The sequence below is a fragment of the Bradyrhizobium sp. NBAIM18 genome, from assembly GCF_020193825.1.
GTDB classification, from domain to species: Bacteria; Pseudomonadota; Alphaproteobacteria; order Rhizobiales; family Xanthobacteraceae; genus Bradyrhizobium; species Bradyrhizobium yuanmingense.
On sequence record NZ_JADYVO010000001.1, the window covers coordinates 770430 to 789232 of the forward strand.

At 60.0% G+C, this 18803-nt stretch carries 14 protein-coding genes; 7 read left to right on the forward strand and 7 right to left on the reverse strand.

The features are described from left to right. Positions 1-180: 180 nt before the first annotated feature. The gene (gene ppsA / locus I6F17_RS03685) at positions 181-2592 is read left to right on the forward strand and encodes a phosphoenolpyruvate synthase (protein WP_225123881.1); all 2412 of its coding nucleotides are present in this window, start codon (positions 181-183) and stop codon (positions 2590-2592) included. A 10-nt stretch (positions 2593-2602) separates the two neighbouring features. On the opposite strand, the gene I6F17_RS03690 is transcribed toward ppsA, so the two are convergent. Beyond that, a complete protein-coding gene (locus I6F17_RS03690; RefSeq protein WP_225123880.1) occupies positions 2603-3943 on the reverse strand; it encodes an agarase in 1341 nt (446 codons plus the stop codon). 194 nt (positions 3944-4137) lie between these two features. Here I6F17_RS03690 and I6F17_RS03695 point away from each other — a divergent pair, with 194 nt between their 5' ends. From I6F17_RS03695 to I6F17_RS03710, 4 genes are read left to right on the forward strand one after another with little or no spacing between them, the layout of a single operon-like run. After that, complete coding sequence (locus tag I6F17_RS03695) at positions 4138-5472, forward strand: GH1 family beta-glucosidase (RefSeq protein WP_225123879.1); 1335 nt, start codon at positions 4138-4140, stop codon at positions 5470-5472. Next, entirely contained in the window at positions 5469-6443 is a 975-nt protein-coding gene (gene glk / locus I6F17_RS03700) for a glucokinase (RefSeq protein ID WP_036037579.1), read from the forward strand. The genes I6F17_RS03695 and glk overlap by 4 nt, the downstream gene beginning before the upstream one ends. Before the next feature lies 1 nt (position 6444). Next, positions 6445-7395 carry a 1-phosphofructokinase family hexose kinase gene (locus I6F17_RS03705; protein WP_225124032.1) on the forward strand — a complete coding sequence of 317 codons (951 nt, stop codon included), beginning with the start codon at positions 6445-6447 and terminating at the stop codon, positions 7393-7395. Positions 7396-7429: 34 nt separating this feature from the next. Then, positions 7430-8515: an SbmA/BacA-like family transporter gene (locus I6F17_RS03710; RefSeq protein WP_225123878.1), complete on the forward strand. Its 1086-nt coding sequence runs from the start codon at positions 7430-7432 to the stop codon at positions 8513-8515. A gap of 67 nt (positions 8516-8582) precedes the next feature. Here the strand turns inward: I6F17_RS03710 and I6F17_RS03715 are convergent, their stop codons facing one another. Both I6F17_RS03715 and I6F17_RS03720 read right to left on the reverse strand, forming a co-directional pair. Next, positions 8583-9770 carry a methionine adenosyltransferase gene (locus I6F17_RS03715; RefSeq protein WP_225124031.1) on the reverse strand — a complete coding sequence of 396 codons (1188 nt, stop codon included), beginning with the start codon at positions 9768-9770 and terminating at the stop codon, positions 8583-8585. Then, entirely contained in the window at positions 9770-10654 is an 885-nt protein-coding gene (locus I6F17_RS03720; protein ID WP_036037573.1) for a formate/nitrite transporter family protein, read from the reverse strand. The genes I6F17_RS03715 and I6F17_RS03720 overlap by 1 nt, the downstream gene beginning before the upstream one ends. A gap of 1843 nt (positions 10655-12497) precedes the next feature. Between I6F17_RS03720 and I6F17_RS03725 the strand changes: the two genes are divergently transcribed. Next, positions 12498-12884 carry a hypothetical protein gene (locus I6F17_RS03725; RefSeq protein WP_225123877.1) on the forward strand — a complete coding sequence of 129 codons (387 nt, stop codon included), beginning with the start codon at positions 12498-12500 and terminating at the stop codon, positions 12882-12884. Positions 12885-14477: 1593 nt separating this feature from the next. Further along, entirely contained in the window at positions 14478-15383 is a 906-nt protein-coding gene (locus I6F17_RS03740; protein WP_346656602.1) for a TauD/TfdA family dioxygenase, read from the forward strand. Between the two features lie 187 nt (positions 15384-15570). Here the strand turns inward: I6F17_RS03740 and I6F17_RS03745 are convergent, their stop codons facing one another. The 4 genes from I6F17_RS03745 to trbF are packed head-to-tail and all read right to left on the reverse strand — an operon-like array spanning position 15571 to position 18728. Further along, positions 15571-15801 (reverse strand): DUF2274 domain-containing protein, encoded by a 231-nt coding sequence (locus I6F17_RS03745; protein WP_036006848.1) that lies wholly within the window; start codon positions 15799-15801, stop codon positions 15571-15573. Between the two features lie 4 nt (positions 15802-15805). Continuing rightward, positions 15806-17017, reverse strand: coding sequence for a TrbI/VirB10 family protein (locus I6F17_RS03750; RefSeq protein WP_225123875.1), 1212 nt, complete (start codon positions 17015-17017; stop codon positions 15806-15808). Beyond that, positions 17014-18048 carry a P-type conjugative transfer protein TrbG gene (gene trbG, locus I6F17_RS03755; RefSeq protein WP_225123874.1) on the reverse strand — a complete coding sequence of 345 codons (1035 nt, stop codon included), beginning with the start codon at positions 18046-18048 and terminating at the stop codon, positions 17014-17016. Before trbG ends, I6F17_RS03750 begins: the two co-directional genes overlap by 4 nt. Beyond that, on the reverse strand, positions 18045-18728 hold the full coding sequence (gene trbF / locus I6F17_RS03760) for a conjugal transfer protein TrbF (RefSeq protein ID WP_225123873.1): 684 nt from the start codon (positions 18726-18728) through the stop codon (positions 18045-18047). The genes trbG and trbF overlap by 4 nt, the downstream gene beginning before the upstream one ends. Between the last annotated feature and the right edge of the window lie 75 nt (positions 18729-18803).

Genomic DNA, 18803 nt, shown 5'->3' on the forward strand with positions numbered 1-18803 from the left:
TATGATCATCGCATTGTCGCGGAAGAAGATCGTGGTCTGTACGTCCACCTGATATGCATCGCCAAGCCACGTCGACTGCTCCGGAGGCGATGGTCAACGCACGCGTCGCGCGCCAATAGGCAGGTCGGGACGCTTGATTTAGCTCAAGCGCGGAACGCCATGACATGATCTGCTGCTTCCATGACCGGGCATATCAGATCATTTTGTGAGATCGGCTTGGCCGACGTGGGCCTGGTTGGAGGCAAGACCGCTTCCCTGGGCGAACTGTACTCGACGCTCTCCTTACAGGGAATTGCGGTCCCCAACGGCTTCGCGATCACGGCCGACGCCTATCGCGAAGCGTTGTCGCGGGACAACGTTGCGGGCGAGCTGCATCGGCTCCTGGACGCGATCGACAAGGGCAATATCAGGCAGCTCGCCAGCAAGGCTGCGAAGGCTCGCGCGATCATATACGACGCGATGGACATGCCTCTCCTTCGCAGGCAGGTCATGGACGCGTATCGACAGCTCGAACGCGAGGCCGGGGCCGGCGTTGCCGTCGCCGTGCGCAGTTCTGCGACCGCCGAGGATCTGCCGACGGCGAGCTTTGCAGGCCAGCACGAAAGCTTTCTCAATGTGCGCGGGCCGAAGGACTTGTTCGAGGCCTGCCGGCGCTGCTTTGCCTCCATCTTCACCGATCGCGCAATCTCTTACCGCATCGACAACGGCTTCGATCATTTCAAGGTCGCGCTGTCTGTCGCCGTGATGAAAATGGTTCGATCCGATCTGGCGGCCAGTGGCGTGGTCTTCACGCTCGATACCGAATCCGGCTTTCGTGACGTCATCTTCGTCACGGGCTGCTACGGCCTCGGCGAGACCATTGTGCAAGGCCAGGTCGATCCGGACGAGTTCTATGTCCACAAGCCGACGCTGAGCCAGGGATATCGCCACGTGCTGCGGCGCCGGCTCGGAGCCAAGCAGATCCGCATGGTCTACGGCAAGCGTGGTGGCGAGCATGCAACGCTTACCCGCAAGGTCCCCGACGCGGAGCGCCAGAAGTTCTGCATCTCCGACACGGAAGTGCTGAGCCTTGCCGAGATCACCGTCCGGATTGAAGCGCACTACTCCAAACACGCCGGCGCGGCGATGCCGATGGATATCGAGTGGGCCAAGGACGGCGCTGATGGAAAGCTCTATATCATTCAGGCCCGCCCCGAGACGGTTGCCTCGCGGCGCTCGACCGACGTCTACGAGACTTACAATCTGCGGCAACGAGGCTCGGTTATCGTCGAGGGGCGAGCGGTTGGAGAGAAGATCGCTTCAGGACGTACGCGCCGCGTCGTGTCCGCGCGCGACCTGGCAGCGTTCAGGCCAGGCGAGATCCTCGTAGCGCCCGCCACCAGTCCCGATTGGGAGCCGGTCATGAAGATCGCGGCCGGCATCGTCACCGACAAGGGCGGTCGTACCTGCCATGCGGCGATCATCGCCCGCGAGCTGGGTATTCCCGCCGTGGTGGGGACCACGCTCGCGACGGAACGGATCAAGACCGGGACCGAAGTCACGATCTGCTGCGCCGAAGGCGACGTCGGCAACGTCTATCAAGGCAAGGTCGCGTTTGACGTAACCAGGACGCCCCTGAGCGAGCTGCGGCAGCCGCGTACGGCCATCATGGTGAATGTCGGAACGCCGGAGATGGCATTTCGCACGGCGATGCAGCCCCAGGCTGGAGTCGGCCTTGCCCGGATGGAGTTCATCATCAGCGAGCATATCCGCATCCATCCCATGGCCTTGCTCAAACCGGACAGGGTGAAGTCAGCCAAGGCACGGGCCGAGATCGCGCGCCTCGTCAGAGGCTTCAAGACCCCGGTCGATTTTTTCGTCCAAAAACTGGCGGAGGGTGTCGGCACCATCGCAGCAGCATTCTATCCGAAGCCCGTCATCGTGCGGCTTTCCGACTTCAAGACCAACGAATATGCCAGCCTGCTTGGCGGAGACGGCTTTGAGCCCAAGGAGGAGAATCCGATGCTGGGGTTCCGCGGCGCCTCCCGCTACAGTCATCCCGCCTACATGGAAGGATTTGCTCTGGAATGCGCCGCGCTCCGCCTCGTGCGACAGAAGATGGGTCTCTCCAATCTGCGCGTCATGGTGCCGTTCTGCCGAACCATCGAGGAGGGCCGGCGCGTGATCGCGACGATGGCCGCCAATGGGCTGAAGCGTGGCGAAGACGGCCTCGAAATTTACGTCATGTGCGAGATCCCGAATAACGTCATCCAGATCGACGCCTTCGCAGAACTGTTCGACGGCTTTTCGATCGGCTCCAATGATCTCACCCAGCTCACGCTGGGAGTCGACCGGGATTCCGACATCGTGGCTTTCGATTTCGACGAACGCGATCCGGGAATGCTGGAGATGTTTCGGCAGGCGATAGTCGGCGCCAAACGCAACGGCCGCCATATCGGCATCTGCGGCGAAGCACCTGCGAACTATCCGGAGATCGCGCGGTATTTGACGGGGCTTGGCATAGACTCGATCAGCGTCAATCCCTCGAGCGTGTTTCGCACTATGGCCGTGGTGGCCGACGCCGAGAGCGAGTCGCCGAAATCCGAGACGTGACAGCTCACACTCAAACCAGAGCCGGGACGGCTGCGGCGTGGATACGCTCGGCCGCAGCGTTGACTTGGGTCATCGTCTTCGTCAGCTCGTGATAGACCCGATCGTCGATCGTCACCATGCCAAAATTCGAGTCTTCTCCGTCGAACCGGCCCTGCGCAGGCTGGTCGGCATGCTCGAACCAATGATAGCCGACCAGATTCGGCTTACTCAGGGCGGCCGCAACGTAGCCCTCGAAAGCCAGGGCGCGGTCAAGCTGGGTGGCCAGCCGTGGCCCGGCTCCTTTGGTATTCGGCAAGCCTGCGTCGTCACCGCGGAAGGAGAATTCGGAGATCAGGCACGGCTTGCCCGTTGCTGCATAAGCGTCGATGGCCGGACCCGGGTCGAACTCGTAGCAATTGAACGAGATCACATCGAGATGGCGGCCGGCCGCCGCGATGACGCCTGCCGGCGGCTGATAGCCGAACCGCGATCCGAGCACGAGATGATTGGGATCGGCCACCCTGATCGCCGAAACGCAGAGTTCGAAATATTTGTCGGCCACGACGGCCACGAAGGCATCACAATCTGCGGAGAACGCTTCGCGGACGGGATCTGCCAAATTGGCTTTGGTCTCGAGCGCATCGTTCAAGACACCGGGCCGAAGCCTGACGAACGGCGCCACGACATGTTCGATCCTGCCGAGCTCCTCCCAGGATCGCGCTTGTGTGCGCCAAACCGCATTGAAATGAGCAAAATCCCGGTAATGCGCCTGCAGACTCGAGAGTGCAGCCACCTTACCCGGTCGGCGGGACGGCAGGTTCAGGAACAGCGTCAGAAGCTCGTCGGTACCGCGCCAGTCGGGAGACCAGTAGAGTTCGTTGTCGATGAAGGTGCCGAGCAAGCCCGGATCATTGCGCCGGTGTCTGCACCGAAGGTTGGCGCTTGCGCGGATATGCGCAGAAAACTCGGGATCGAAGACGTCCGGAAAGACCTGATCGCGACGATGCAAGCGGAAGGATGCGCCGAGCGCCGCGGTCGGGGTGGCCGCCAGCAATTGCGATCCTGAGCTGGCAACAAGGTCGTCTGACCAGCAGCCAACTGTGTTGAATTGCCAGCTTGCCAGCCGGTCGGACACAGCGGTGCGCCAGATCGGCAGGCCTCCGTACTTGCTCCGACAAGCCTCTGCGTAAGGCACGCGTTCGGTCCCGCCGATGTGATCCTGATCGAAGCGGACCGTATTGACCCCCTTCGAGAGAAATCGGCCGCCAGCCGGATCGACAAGCCAGAATACGCCGTCGATCTCGGCAACGCGAAAGAAGCCGCTTCCACTGAGGTCGTCGTCGACGACCCCTCCCCATCTCGTTCTTCGCAAGCGCGGACCCCCAGCAAACAGTCCAAGAATTCAGATTCATCGCACGGTCCGGCTCGGGCTTCTTGACCTGTCTCAATACCACCCGGAACCGGCATGACTACCAATGTCACAGGGAAACAACGAGCCTGAGATCAACCGGCTGGGTGCGCAACAGCGCGGGGCCCATCGATCGACCAGGACCAAGCAGGTCGTCCATGTCGACAACGCAACTGCCGAACACTGCGAGCCTGCGCCCCGACTTCATCTGGGGCGTTTCCACCTCGAGCTTTCAGATCGAAGGGGCAACGCGGGAGAGCGGCCGCGGACTGAGCACCTGGGACGTTTATTGCCAGACCGGTGAGATCAAGAATCACGACACCGGCGACGTTGCCTGCGACCATTATCATCGTTACCGCGAGGATGTCGGCCTCATGAAGGCGCTGGGCGTGCAGGCGTACCGGTTCTCGGTGGCCTGGCCGCGCGTCTTGCCGCTCGGACGCGGGTCGGCCAACGAGGCTGGCCTGTCATTCTATGACGGGCTCATCGACGAGCTCTTGGCAGCCGGCATCGAACCGTGGCTGTGTCTGTACCATTGGGACCTGCCGCAGGCCCTTGAGGAACGCGGCGGCTGGCTCAATCGGGAATCGGTCCTCTGGTTCGCCGACTATGCGGCTCTGATTGCCGCGCGCTTTGGCGATCGGGTCAAGCGCTTTGCGACCTTCAACGAACCATCGATTTTCAGCCTGTTCAGTCGTTCGCTCGGCAAGCGGGATCGCAGCAGCGAGGACAAGCTCCACTGCATGATCCACAACGTCAATCTCGCCCATGGTGCGGCAGTGGATGTGCTTCGAGCCAACGTGATCAACGCCTCGATCGGCTGCATCCATAACCGCCAGCCATGCCGTCCCTCGAGCGCAAGCGAGGCCGATGCAGCGGCTGCGGCACGCCTCGACGTGTATTGGAATGCAGCGTTCCCTGATCCGCAGTGCCGCGGAGAATATCCGGCATCGATGCGGGCCGCGATCGAACCGCATATGCAGTCAGGCGACCTGGAGCGGATCTGCCGCCCGGTCGACTGGTTCGGACTGAACCATTATAGCCCGGTGTACGTGAAGGCACGGACGGATTCGATGCTGGGATACGATCTCGGCGAAAAGCCGGCCGACGTCCCCTTGACCCCGATCGGATGGCCGATCGAGCCCGACGCTTTCAGCCAGACTTTGCAGGCGGCACACGCGCGATATCGCCTCCCCATCTACGTGCTCGAGAACGGCTACGGCGATGCCGGTCAGCCCGACGAGACCGGTGCGGTGATCGACATCGGCCGGATCGAGTTCCTGAAGGCCTATATTGACGCGATGAACGAAGCCGCTTCCCGCGGCGCCGACGTTCGCGGCTATTTCGTTTGGTCGCTCCTCGACAATTTCGAATGGGACTCTGGGTACAGCATCAGGTTCGGCTTGACCTACGTTGACTATGCCTCGCAGCGGCGAACTCCGAAATCGTCGTTCGATTGGTATGCCGTGGTAGTCGGGGGAATGCAGCGATGAAAGCAACCCCTTCAGGCCGGACCACCCTGCTTGCAGATATTGGAGGAACCAACGCGCGGTTTGCACTGCTGATTGACGGTACGCTCTGCGCCAAGGCCCATATGTCCGTCAAGGACTACGCCACCTTCCAGCAAGCGCTCGCGGCCTATCTCGGCATTCCAGCCAAGGCCGGCGGACCGGATCACGCGATCCTTGCGGCTTCCGGCGTGGTCCAGAATGGCCGCTGCGCGCTCACGAACAATTCCTGGGTCATCGATGCAGAGGAGTTGCGCCGAACTTACGGACTCTCGACCGTACGCCTGATCAACGACTTCGAAGCGGTCGCGTGGGCCCTGCCTCGCCTTGGCCCCAACAGCCTGCTGCAGCTGGGTGGACAGCAGCGCCTACCAGGAGCGCCCCTCGCTGCAATCGGCCCCGGTACCGGCTTGGGAATGGCCATCAGCATACCGCACGCAGGGGGGCATATCGTGTTGTCCAGCGAAGGAGGCCATTCCACGATTGCGAGCGGCTCCTTGCGCGAGGATGCCGTAATCGAGCATTTGCGGCAACGCTTTGGCCATGTGTCTGCCGAACGCGTTCTGTCAGGCGCAGGACTGGAAAACCTCCATGACGCAGTAGCTACGATCGACCGCGCGGCTCTACCGAAGCGCCGTGCGACGGATATCACACGGGCCGCAGCCGATGGGACTTGTACAACCAGCCGCTCCGCCGTGGACATGTTTTGCGGGATGCTGGGATCTGTCGCGGGCAATCTGGCACTCGCGCTGAATGCGCGAGGCGGGATATTCATCGGCGGCGGCATTCTGCGTCACATGCCTGACTATCTCGCAGCGTCCCAGTTTCGCCGGCGCTTCGAGGAGAAGGGGCGGCTCCAAAAATTCCTCCAATCGATACCGGCCTACCTGATCCTGGATGACGACGCTGCGTTCATCGGCCTTCGTCATCTGATGGAGGTCGAAGGCCTTGGCTGACATGCCGCACATCGTGACCCTGACCATCAATCCAGCTGTCGATATCTCGACCTCGGTCAAGAAGATGGTGCCCTACACGAAAATGCGCTGCGCCGAACCTCAGCGCGATCCAGGTGGTGGCGGAATCAACGTAGCCCGGGTCCTGCAACGGCTTGGTCTTGAAGCAACCGCAGTCTATCCGGCCGGAGGCTCAACCGGGCAGACCCTGACGGCGCTGGTTGAACGCGAGGCCGTGCGGAGCATCGTGATCCCCACGTCGAACGACACCCGCGAAGACATCACGGTTTTCGACGAGACAAGCCGGGAGCAATTTAGACTGGTGTTCCCGGGCGCCCTCCTCAAGGAGCTTGAGTGGCAGCAGTGCCTGGACACAATCTCGCGCGTCAGTCCGCAGGCCGCGTTCGTCATCGCAAGCGGCAGCCTGCCCCCAGGGGCACCGGCTGATTTCTACGGCAGGGTCGTCCGGGCGGCGAAAGGGGCCGCCAAGGTGATCGTGGATACATCCGGTGCTTCGCTCAAATCCGCGCTGGAAGCGGGTGTCTATCTCATCAAGCCCAATCTTCGGGAGTTTCAGGAGCTCACCGGGATCAGCTGCGCCGACGAACCCTTGCTTGTGGAGGCCGGTCGGCGCCTGCTCGGCCGCTATCGCATCGAGATCATTGCGCTCTCGATGGGGCCCGGCGGGGCTCTGCTCCTGACGCGCGACATCGCCTTGCGCGCGAATGGCCTTCCCATCGAGCCCGTCAGCGTTTCTGGGGCTGGCGACAGCTTCCTTGGGGCGATGGTGTCGAGCCTGGCCAATGGCGACAACCTCGATATTGCCCTGCGCTATGGTGTTGCCGGCGGCTCCGCGGCGCTGCTCAATCCCGGAACGGAGCTTTGCCTCGGAGCTGACGTTCATCGCCTCGCCGCAAATGTGACCATCACAACTATCGCCGGCCACCATGCTTAGCAGCGTCGGATACCGAACGCCTGGGGAACGGAAGTTGTTACTGCGCTTCTGGAAAAGCGCGCGCGGCTTCTGGACTGGCAAGTCGGCAGGCTGGGCGTGGCTGCTCACCGTGCTGCTCATCGCGACGGTGCTTCTGCAATTGCTGACGCAATACTCGTTAAACTTCTGGAATCGCGACTTCTTCAACGCCGTCGAGCGCAAGGACGGCAAGGAGCTCCTGAACCAGGTGATACGATTCATCCCGCTCGCCGCGGCCGGCCTGTCGCTCGCCGTCTTCTCGGTGTGGGGGCGGATGACGCTGCAGAGGATGTGGAGGGCTTGGCTCAGCGACGAGCTCTACCGCTACTGGCTGGAGCGGAATCGCTTCGTGCGACTGAACTTCGTGGCGGGAGACTATCAGGCTCCCGAATACCGGATCGCGGAGGACGGCAGGTTGGCAACCGACCTCCCGGTCGACCTCATACTCGGGCTTCTCGCCTCCGTCCTGGCTGCAGCCACCTTTATCAGCGTCCTCTGGGTGGTCGGAGGCAATCTCAGCATTGAAGCAGCGAGCCTCGCTGTGACCATCCCCGGATACCTGGTGGTCGCGGTCGTCGTCTATTCGATCGTCGTGGCGACCACGACGATTCTGATCGGCCGACGACTGACGCACGTGCTGGAGGAGAACAAGCGGGCCGAAGCCCAGTTGAGGGCCATCGGGACCCATGTGCGCGAACGCGGAGAGGGCGTGGCACCCGAAGCGGAAGGCGAGGATGGACTCCGTACCATTCGCCCCGCCCTCAAGGCCGTGATTGCGGCGTGGCTGGACTATTGCTGGCAGCTCATGCGCCTAACGGTCATAACTCACACCAATTCGCTGTTGACACCGGTAATCGGGTTGCTGCTCTGCACGCCCAAATATGTTGCCGGCACGATGCTCCTCGGCGAGGTCGTTCAGGCGGCGGCTGCGTTCGTCGTGGTCCAGAGCGCCTGCAGCTGGTTCACAGACAACTATCCACGTCTGGCGGAATGGGCTGCGTCGGCGAACCGCGTCGCATCGCTTCTTCTCGCGCTGGACGAGATCGATCACCCCCTGGATGACAAGCCAAGCTCGATGCGTGACTTGAAGCGGCCGAGTTAAGCCGTCGAACAATGCAGTCGTCGCTTCTGTACCTTGGTCGGAAGTCGAGATCGCGCGTGACGTACGCTCAAAAGACCATCATTCTTCCGGCCATTACCTCATCGATCAGTTCAGGAACACGAGCCAGTCGGTCTGCAACGATCCCGTAGGTCGGTTCCCTCTGCTCTTCAGGCAGCCCCTCCTCAATTCTTAACTTCACTTGGACAAGAGCCGGCTCTGACACGGGAGCGCCTATCTTACTCACCATGAAGCAGTGCGCTTCATTCACCCCCGGAAGTTCTGCAACCAGCGCTTCCGCCACTCTCGCTGCAAGAAGATTGTAGATCTTTCCCACATGGCTGACAGGGTTCTTGCCAGCAGCAGCTTCCAAGCTCATTGGCCGGCACGGGGTGATCAGGCCATTAACTCGATTGCCACGGCCAACCTGCCCGTCGTCGCCAGCTTCGGCAGATGTTCCAGTCACGGTAAGATAGATATTGCCAGACTTGGCGTCGTTGGCAGCATTGACGAAGATTTCGGTATCGGGAAATCCATGTTCAATCGCGTACCCCCGGATCCGTTCGACGAGCGCTGCTTCCTGTTCCAAATATTTGTCGAGTCCAGAGATATAACGTCCGATCATGGCGCAGGCGATCGTAAGCGTAAGCTGCGTGCCGGTTCGTACTGCCATTATCTTAATGTCTTCTCCCCAAGCCGGACGGTCAGCGATCCGATCACGCTGATGCAGCCGCTGCTCGATAGCGAGGACCAGCCGCTCAACCGCGCTTAGCGGGGCATGACCCACTCCGAAGGAGGTATCATTGGCAAGCACGCTGCTCTCACCTCCACGCGCAAACAGAGATCGCAAGTCTTTCGATCCCTGCTGGATCAGCGGCTCGACTTGAACATGGCGATCACTATCGAGTGCGTGAAGATTCTCCTTGAGCCACGCTTTGGAACCTTCCGCCGCGATAGCACTGATAGGTATCTCATCGTTACCAACGCGGGTGATCGCTCGTCCCGCCAGAAAGATCCTGATCGGAGCGGTGATGCTGCCGCCCCCGAAGGCTGGGACGGATTGCCCGCCGCACAGCAGCGCTTTGTCGACGTTATGATGGAGGATGTGACCAAAGCGGCTCCGGTACTCCCGGCAGAGATTGCGCGACAGCTCCTCGGCCAGCGCGTCGCAAATCGTATCAGGATGACCAATACCTTTGCGCTCGACCACCTCAACCTGGTTGTCCCCACGAAGACCCGATATCACGATGGGAATCATCAAGCCGGCCCCTCGCTGCTGATCTTCCTTCCGGATTTCCGCAAGTAGATGAGCCAATAGGTGATACCGACCAAGACCCCGCCAATCATGTTGCCGAGTGTCACCCAGATCAGATTCGATAGACCGCCGAGGACCGTCAATTGTGGGAAGGAATAGGACGTTTTCCCGATCAGGCCCCAAAACGAGCTATCCGCCCCGAACTTGGTAAGCAGCCCAAAGGTCAGCAGATACATATTGGCGATCGAGTGCTCGAAACCTGCTGCCGCGAACGCAGCAATCGGGAAGACAATCGCGAGGATCTTATCCGTCGTCGACCGCGCGCCATAGCAAAGCCAGGTAGCGAGGCAGACAAGTACGTTAGCAAGAACACCGTGAATGACCGCCTGCATTGCTGACAGGGAAGCCTTGGCATTGGCGCCCGCCAAAGCGGTCATACCAACCTCCCCGTTCCCATGGACGTGACCGGCGGCCAGAAAGACGAGCACCGCTATACTGACAGCACCGGCGAAATTTCCGATGTAGACGAGGGTCCACGCCCGCAGGAGTGCACCTGCTCCGACGCGACCGCTCGCACAAGCCATGATCATGAGATTGTTGCCGGTAAAGAGCTCCGCGCCGCCGACGGTGACCAGGATGAGCCCAAGCGAAAAGACGGCGCCGCCCAGAAGACGTATTACCCCGTATGGCAGCACTCCCTCAGCACCCGCCATCACCACGACGGAGAACATTGACCCGAAGGCAATAAAGGCGCCGGCGAGCACGGCCAGTGCCATCAAGCGTCCGGTTTCAAGGTGTGTTTTGTCGACGCCTATTTGCTCCGCTCGTTCCGCCATCTCTCGCGGCAACAGTGCATCGATAGAGCTGTGGTTTGATGGTTCAGACATGGGGCACCCGGAGCGACACCCATTTTGAGTTCGGCTTGATCGTCAGGTGATCGGTCGGGCACGTCGTCAAAGCGCTGCACCGAGCTCTCAACCTTGTCGGAGCGCCGTCCCACATTGATCTTTGGCCCATGCTCTTGGTCCCTTGCTCGCGCCGAGCCGTCATCAAAGCCCGCGAACTTCGCCTGCGCGGCTTGCCGTCTCGCCCGCCGAGCTCGATGATCTCCGCGGTAATCTCCTCCTGCCGCACAATTCGCTCCGTCGCTTGCAACGTAGCAAGCTGATGCTCGACCTGGGTCCTTGCTGCAGCCATTGCTTCCATGCGAAGCCTCGTTCTCGGCTGCGAATGCGTGCAAGGTCGTATTGCAAAGCTGCGCGTGCAGGTAGTCCGCAGTAAGCTCGATCAGAAGTGCCTCCGGCAGGTGCAGGCGATCAGCGAGGCCGCCTTGCCTTCCCGCGCGGTCGAATACGAGGTTCGGCAGCAAACCCAGCCATCGTCCCAGCATACGCATCTGAAGATGAGTAGGTTTCGGCCCATTGGCTCGGCGTCCCACGTGCCTCGCTTGGCCAGTAGCGCCTGTCGGAAATCGTCGCCCCTGCACGAGCCTCGATTGAGAACGCCGAGATGAGCAGCAGCCCGATGAAGCAGCCCGCAAAGGTCCTCGTCATATCTTGCCTCAACCTTATTACCGCTCGGATCGTTATCCGTATTTCTCGTAGCCTTAGGCTATGAGTCTTTCGCGGTGGAGTGTTGAGTTAGATCAACCGGTTCATTCGGGCTTGCCGGATGCGTCGTATGGAATGAACGCCATAACATAAACTACATCATTTCGTTCGGTCCGTTCCGCCTGAACCCCGCCGAACGGATGCTGATAACGACGCGGTGGGGCCTCCGCGGGCACGCCCTGAACAGAAGTCTGACCCACACTTCTGAGCGATTATAGACGTCGTGAGAAACCAAAGGAGATGCGTCAGCAAGTCCATGGCCGTTTCGCAGGAGCGGCGACACGACGGATCTTAAGGCCGCGGTGCAATTGGGATGCGCGTTGGGTTGATGTCCGACTATGACAGCAGGACGGCCTTGGTCGCCTTGGCCCCTTCGCTGACCTCAAGGCCGCCGGTCCGCTTTGCGCCAAGACCAGCGCACTTCGACCGGCCCGAAGCGCCTCGTGACTCACGAAACTCCGTTATCGGATTCAAAGAACTGAGGGCCTACTCTCGGCCAAGACGCGCCACCAGACGCCGTCCGCTTCCATCAGGGGTGCAGGATCACAGGAAATCGTTGTTTAGCGTGCAAAATCGCAGGATTGGTAGCGGGGGAGCGCTACCGCCTACCCCCACACCGACCAAACCTACGATATCTTATCCAACCGTCCGCGTAGGACTTTTGCGGAGAGCTCCCAGCGCGGGCGTCGACGCCTCAACTGCGTCGTCACTCCGGCTCAGACCGGATGATCCGTGAATGATGGCTGAATGGGCCTGCCGCCGAATACCCGATGTCGCGGTGTCGCCTTCACACGACGCGGACGAGGTTCCGCCAACAGTGCGAGGACACCCCCAAGCCGGCTGTGCGAGGATCTCCGCCCTGGCACGCTGCGTGGCATTCATAAATGACGACGACGCTTGAAAGGCCAGTGATGTACGCCAAAACGATCGAGCAGGGCCGTTTTCCCGCGAGTAAGGCGCGCCCTCGTGCGCGAAACGTCTCGAACTCAAAATGGAGCCGTTGACCTCGCCTGAATGCCAAGGCGATCGAGCAGAAATACCGCAGATCAAGGACCTTCTATGCTGATTATCATCATGACTACCATGCTAACGTAGCCTTGCTACTTGCTTGGGGCCAACATTGTCATCGCAGGAAATTTCCTTCCAGTCGACTGCTGCAGCCGATCGGGATCTAATCTTCGCAATAATCGAGCGTCATCGCGAGCTGTTGGCGCATTACGATGCGGCCCTGTCCGTATCGGCGAAGCTCGATTCGGGACCCGAGTTTGATGCCGCCGAGGAAATCAGCTGTCAAAGGAACCATGCTCTCGCGGAGCATGGGAACGTGCTCATCCGTTCAACCCCAACCACGATCGCGGGCGTGATTGCTCTGACGCGTTACGTCGGCAGCCTACAAGAGTGGGATCTTCCCGATGATGACGCGTGGTATCGGACTTTCTTGGAAGCGCTGGCAGACGCGATCGATGGAATCACCATGGCGCAGCGGCTTGGGCAAGATGGCAATTAAAATGGCGCTCGCTTTCATCTTCCGCGGCATACTTTTCTGGGTGGCAATCGCTGCGCTTCTCTATTTCGTGTGGAAGTTGCCCTTCTGAAGTCTGACGATTGGGGGCTCGCCCGAGCCAGTATCGAGGCAATGAGGAGGGGCGGCTCTTGAACCACGATACTCGCCGGATCCCTGGAAGATGGATGCGAATTATGGCCTTGCCCGAAGCTGATCCTTCTTAGGATCGTCGACCACGACGCCTTTGCCACCGCTGCGCGGCAGGCGCGCCTGCTCCACTGCTGCAGAAGGGGCATCGCTTGAGAAAGATCAAGAGAACTGCGCCCAATTGAGGCAGCAATGTGCCAGGGGGCCGTGCCCATAGCCTCACGAATAGCTGCACGGTCGTTCCGCTAACAGCGCTGAAGTGCCCGAGAAAGCATCCGTTTCCTGGAAATTGGGATACTTCCGGACCTTGCGGAACAAACGACCACAGGAGCCGCTTTGGACCAGCCCCTACCGCCGGTGCTGCGACGTTCTGCACCATGGCGGCGGCTCAGTCTGTTGTCCAGTAGACAAAGACGCTGGGCAGGCCGCCGGCGAAGTGAACTTAGCTATCCGCAATCGCGCATCAATCGGACCGCTCTGCCGATCTTCACTGGCGCAGAGGTTTGCGAGACGTCATCCTGGTCTCCCAGCAAACCACAAGCCGAACATATGCTGCCGACATGGAATTACATCGCGGTCCACGCCCATGGGCGATTGAATTCTTCGAGTATCTCAATCGCCTGCTTCAGATCGTGACGCGATTGACGAACCTCCATGAGACGTGACGTGCGACGCCGTGGCCGGTCAGCGATGCTCCCGCGGATTTCATCCCGATCACCATGATCGGACATGAACCACCGCCCGCGCCTGATCGCATTGGTTTCGCCCACCGGCCTAAGCGGCGAGCAAACTGGCACAGGACCAGTATATTGCAGCTTTGTCCTACTTCAGGACGAGACGATAATGTGCATGACCGTCGCCAAGAACGCCGCTCGAGAGAATGATCGTACATCTGCAACTCTCACAGCTCTCCAGCGACGTAGGGAGATTAACCCGGGCCGTCAATTAACTCACGAATTTGCCAATGGAACAGTCAGCTTGAGCTTACTACACTATGTGGAGAGTTGTCGGTTTTCCGACAGGGGCCAAATCCCGTGTCAGGTCGAGTACAGCGGGCATAGTACGCGAACTCTCGAAAAGCCCATTCGCGTTGTGGCTTGCCCAGCGCCGCCTGGCATGGTCACTGCCTAAAACGAATCGATCAAGAAGCAGAGCCACAAAGCAGCAATGCTCACGCTTTCCACCGCATCTCACCCTCGAGGACCGGTCAGCTGATTCAGCTCACTTAACCGGACATTACCCGCTATAAGCATCCGAGACATGTAGACCAGCAAATACTCTCGAACCCGTTGATATGGCACGATGACGTTCGATGACTCGCAGCAAATACCACGATTCGTTCAGTGCCTATTGTCGAGGACATGTTGGTCTTTCGATTGGCACGATGCTTGCTGAAGATCATTCGCTCCAAGGGGGTGCGGGAGACCTGCCAGGGCCTGGAAAAGCGAGATCAGCGCAATGACTTTGATAGGTGGCGTCATTCCGAGCGCGGATATTGTGAAACGAGCAGCGCGCATCGGTGCCGAAGTCAAAAATATCAAGCTGTCAGGCGATCTACCGGATCACGCGATAGCTGCGATCAACAGCTTATTGCTAGAGCACAAGGTGATCTTCTTCCGCAATCAAGGACATCTCAATGACGCTGAGCAGGAGCGCTTTTCCGCTCGTCTGGGAAAGGTAGTGCCACATCCGATACTCGGCGCTACCAAGGGGGCGTCGCTCCTCGAACTGGACTCCACTCGCGGTGGCGGTCGCGCCGACGTTTGGCATGCGGATGGGACCTTTGCCGACGCCTATCCAAAGATCTTGGTCCTGCGGGCCGTGGTAATGCCAACGTTCGGAGGCGACACCGTGTGGTCTAACACAGCTGCCGCTTATCTTGGTTTGCCGTCGCCACTACAACGGCTCGCCGAGGGCCTATGGGCCGTTCACAGCAACGTTTTCGATTACGCCGGGATCGCGCGTCTCCGCGAGGTCGACAAGAAGCACTTTGAGGAGGTGTTCACCAAAGCGGTTTTTGAGACGGAGCATCCCGTCGTGCGCGTCCACCCCGAAACAGGCGAGCGGACGCTAGTGCTCGGCGCCTTGGTGAAGCAGTTTGTTGATGTCCCCAAATACGACGGACAAAAGCTGTTCGACCTATTTCAATCTCACATCACCGCGCCCGAAAACACTGTGCGCTGGAACTGGTTAGAGGGGGATATTGCGATATGGGATAACCGCGCAACGCAGCATTACGCCGTCAACGATTACGGGGACCAGCATCGCGTCGTACGTCGGGCCACGATCGAGGGTGAGGTGCCTGTCAGCGTCGATGGCCGGAGCAGTGTAACGCGCCTGAAGGTGACCGAATGACTGCACGACGACGCGCAGCGCTCTCGGGCTGAAATCGAGAAAACCTGGCAATCTGACTTCTTTAAGGCAAACGCGAAAACACACTCTCCAACGCGATATCTCAGCTCTTAGCGCCAACGCGGCAGCGGCTAGCTTGATGCACGCAAACTATTTAGCGTCGACCGACGGCTTCGAGGAAACTTGAGCATCACTGTCCTTCGCCAGCGGTTTCCCGTTTCAGCTTAGAAAATCCTCGATCAGTGGCCATAAAGCGCGCCAACATAGGGGCGATGAGTTTTGTCGGATCGACCACTTGACCACCCTGGCGAGTAAGGGCTTCTGCATATGCAATGAGATCACGATGCACCGCCGCAGGCAGCTCCACACTTACTTTGACCGGCTTGTCGTCTGGAAGCTCTCCTATTTTTAGTTTTGGCATGTTGTCACCCTCTATACGGTGTAAGTATCAGGTCATGATTGACAAGAACACGTATTGGGAAGCCAGGTCGCACGGTTAGAGTGGGTTGAAGGCTGAGGCTGCGGCGAACCACCTGCTGCCCCGTCTGGTTTAGTGAGTCCGACGCGCCGTGTCGCAATGCCTGGATGATTGCACTGTCGTTGCTATTGGAGTCCGAGCCGGCGCCCAATTCGGTCCCAATCGCCAGAAGCGTCGATAGTGCCGCAGCATTGAACAACTCGCCCCAGTGATTGTCGACCTGATCTTCGAGACCTGCGTATCCGGCAGTGTCAGCGCCAGACTGCCGCTCGAGAACGATCGACCGTCCATTCGGCATGATCAGCCGTGTCCAGACGAGCAGGACGCGGGACTGGCCGAAAGTGACCTGGCTATCGTATACCCCGATCAGGCGCGCGCCCTGCGGTACCAACAAGAACCGACCGGTGGGCGTATCGTATACGTTTTCCGTCACCTGCGCGGTGATTTGGCCTGGAAGATCTGATCTAATCCCTGTGATCAGCGCTCCCGGAATGACCGTCCCGGCCTGCACGATGTATAGTGAGGCGGGCCTGGTGACGCGGTCAGCGCTGACCGTACGGCGATCCACGGAGGCGTTCACGAAGGCAAGCTTTCGGTCCTGACCGCTTTGTGCAGATGCGTCATCCCCGGTCCCCGTTGGATTCGATGGCACGACGCGATCGCTTCCAACAAGCGCCGCGGTGGGCGGACGTACTTCACGTCCGTTCGTCGAAGCGAATAGATGACTGATGCGGGCTGCCTCGGTCTCTTGATCCCGGCGCTGCTGGTCCGGATGAGCGCCAATCGCCGGCGACTGGCCTTGAGCGGCAAGCATCGGTCGACCGAGGTCCCCGGGGAGCGGCGGACCAAGCTGCGGGATTGGCTGGCGCGGAACGCCAGCATAATCCTTCGGCAGGGTCGTAATACCGTCGGCAACATTGTGATGGTCTGTGCTATAAAGCTCCTCCGCCGCCTGATTTCGGGAGCGATTATGCTGCAGCGACCACAGCACAGCCCCACCGATGACAAGCAGGACGACCGCGCTCCCGCCGGCCAAGAGCTTCCGCGACAACCGCGTCACGCGCGGATGCTCTGCTCTCAAGCGGAAGCTTTCCGACCGCTCCACTTGTGTCTCCGTTGGAACTGTTTTCTCGTGATCATTTCCATTGCGGGTGTTCATGACGACGGCCTCCCGTCGGTCCGGACAATACGGACCTTCTGCTGGTGCTCACCGCCGAGCCGGAGTTCGGCGGCTGCAAACAGCCGATCGACGATCAATACGTTACCGTAGGCGCGATAATTGACGAGCTCGGTCTTGCCCTCCGGGCCGATGACAAAGAGCGGTGGCATCTCGCCCTGCACGATGCCTTGCGGGAATTCGACATAGACCTTGCGGCCATCGTCATATGCGGCGATCGGCCGCCAGGGTGGACTGTCCCCTTCGATGACATAGCGGGAGATGCGCCGCGCCGGCTCCGGAAGAACGGGTTTCAGAGCAACTGAACGCGACTGCTCGCGCACTGCTTCCGGATAGTACCAGGCAACGGATGGCATATATGGCCGCTCGCGGGAGCGCAGTTCGATCAGGTAGGTCCGCCGATCGGTATTGACGACCAGGTTAGTCTCGATCGAAGCTCGGGTTGGCTTGACGAGGATATGGACGCGCCGTGTGTCGCCGCTCCCGCTCTCGGTATCGCCCACGACCCAGCGTACGGTATCTCCGGCCGCGATCGGCCCTGATCCCGTCAACTGTTCTCCCTCCTCTAGCGCGATATCCGTGATCTGCCCCGGTGCGGCGTAAATTTGATAAAGCGCCCCGGGACTGTAGGCGTAGATTTGTGCCGCGTTGAAATACCCCCGCTTGCGCGGTTCAACACGGGCCGCACTGTTTGCCATCTCAACCCGGCTCACCGGCTCTATGTTTTCCTTCCCTCCTGACTTACCGCCGAAAGCTGGCTTCCAGAGGGGTGGAACGTGAAGCGGTCTCGGTTTGTCGTCGAGAGCCACCGGTGGTGCCGGCAGCGGAGGAACTTCAGCGTCATAGCTGATCTCCGGCGGAATGTAGGTCGCGCATCCACCAAGCATCGACGAACAAAGCAGGAGAGCGTGGAAACTTGCTCGCTTCGCGAACACGAACTTGGGCCGAGTCGAATTGAGCCCGCTTTGCGCACCTGGATGCTTCGAATGAACGTCAGACGGCGTCTTGGTCACTGACTCAACTCCTTTGACCAGTTGATGGCGCGGACGTAGACGCCAAGGGGATTCTTGCGCAGGCGTTCGGCATCGCGCGGCGACTCGATTGCGATCGTGAGAATTGCTGACCAGCGTTCGGTCGAACTCAGCGAACCGTTGTCGTAACTGCGTTCAGTCCATGCGACCCGAAAGCTCTCCGAAGACGCGCGAATGACGCTCGAGACGTCTACGGAGATTTGAGCCTTGCCCAGTTTGGCAAAGGGGTCATTGTTGCGTGCATAATCGTTGAGCGCAGCCGCGCCACGATCCGTCGTAAAATCATAGGCCCGGAGCCAATTCTGGCGCAGAACGATACCGTCGGCCGGCAAGCCTCTGACGTCCTCGATGAACCGCGCCAGATGGTAGGCGATCTGAGCGTCAGTAGGTTGATAGTCGATGTTGGCCGGCGCAACCCTTTGGGCTTGGCCGAGATGATCGACTTCTACTACCCAAGGCGTGATCGATCCCTGGCTCGATTGCCAGACAAGGCTGCCAGCGAGACCGGCTGAAAGCATCAGGCAGCCGAACGCCATTAGGCGCCAGTTCTTGGCCTGCACGCGGGCAGATCCAATGCGTTCGTCCCAAACCTGCGCTGCCTTTTGGTACGGCGTAATCGGCTCGGGCATGCGCCCGTAGTGAACTGATGGTCGTTTGAACATCGCTGGTTGCCCCCTGATATCGAGTGATTGGTTTCAAGTCTTGCGATAGAAGGTTTGAGGCGCTGCTGTGCGGCG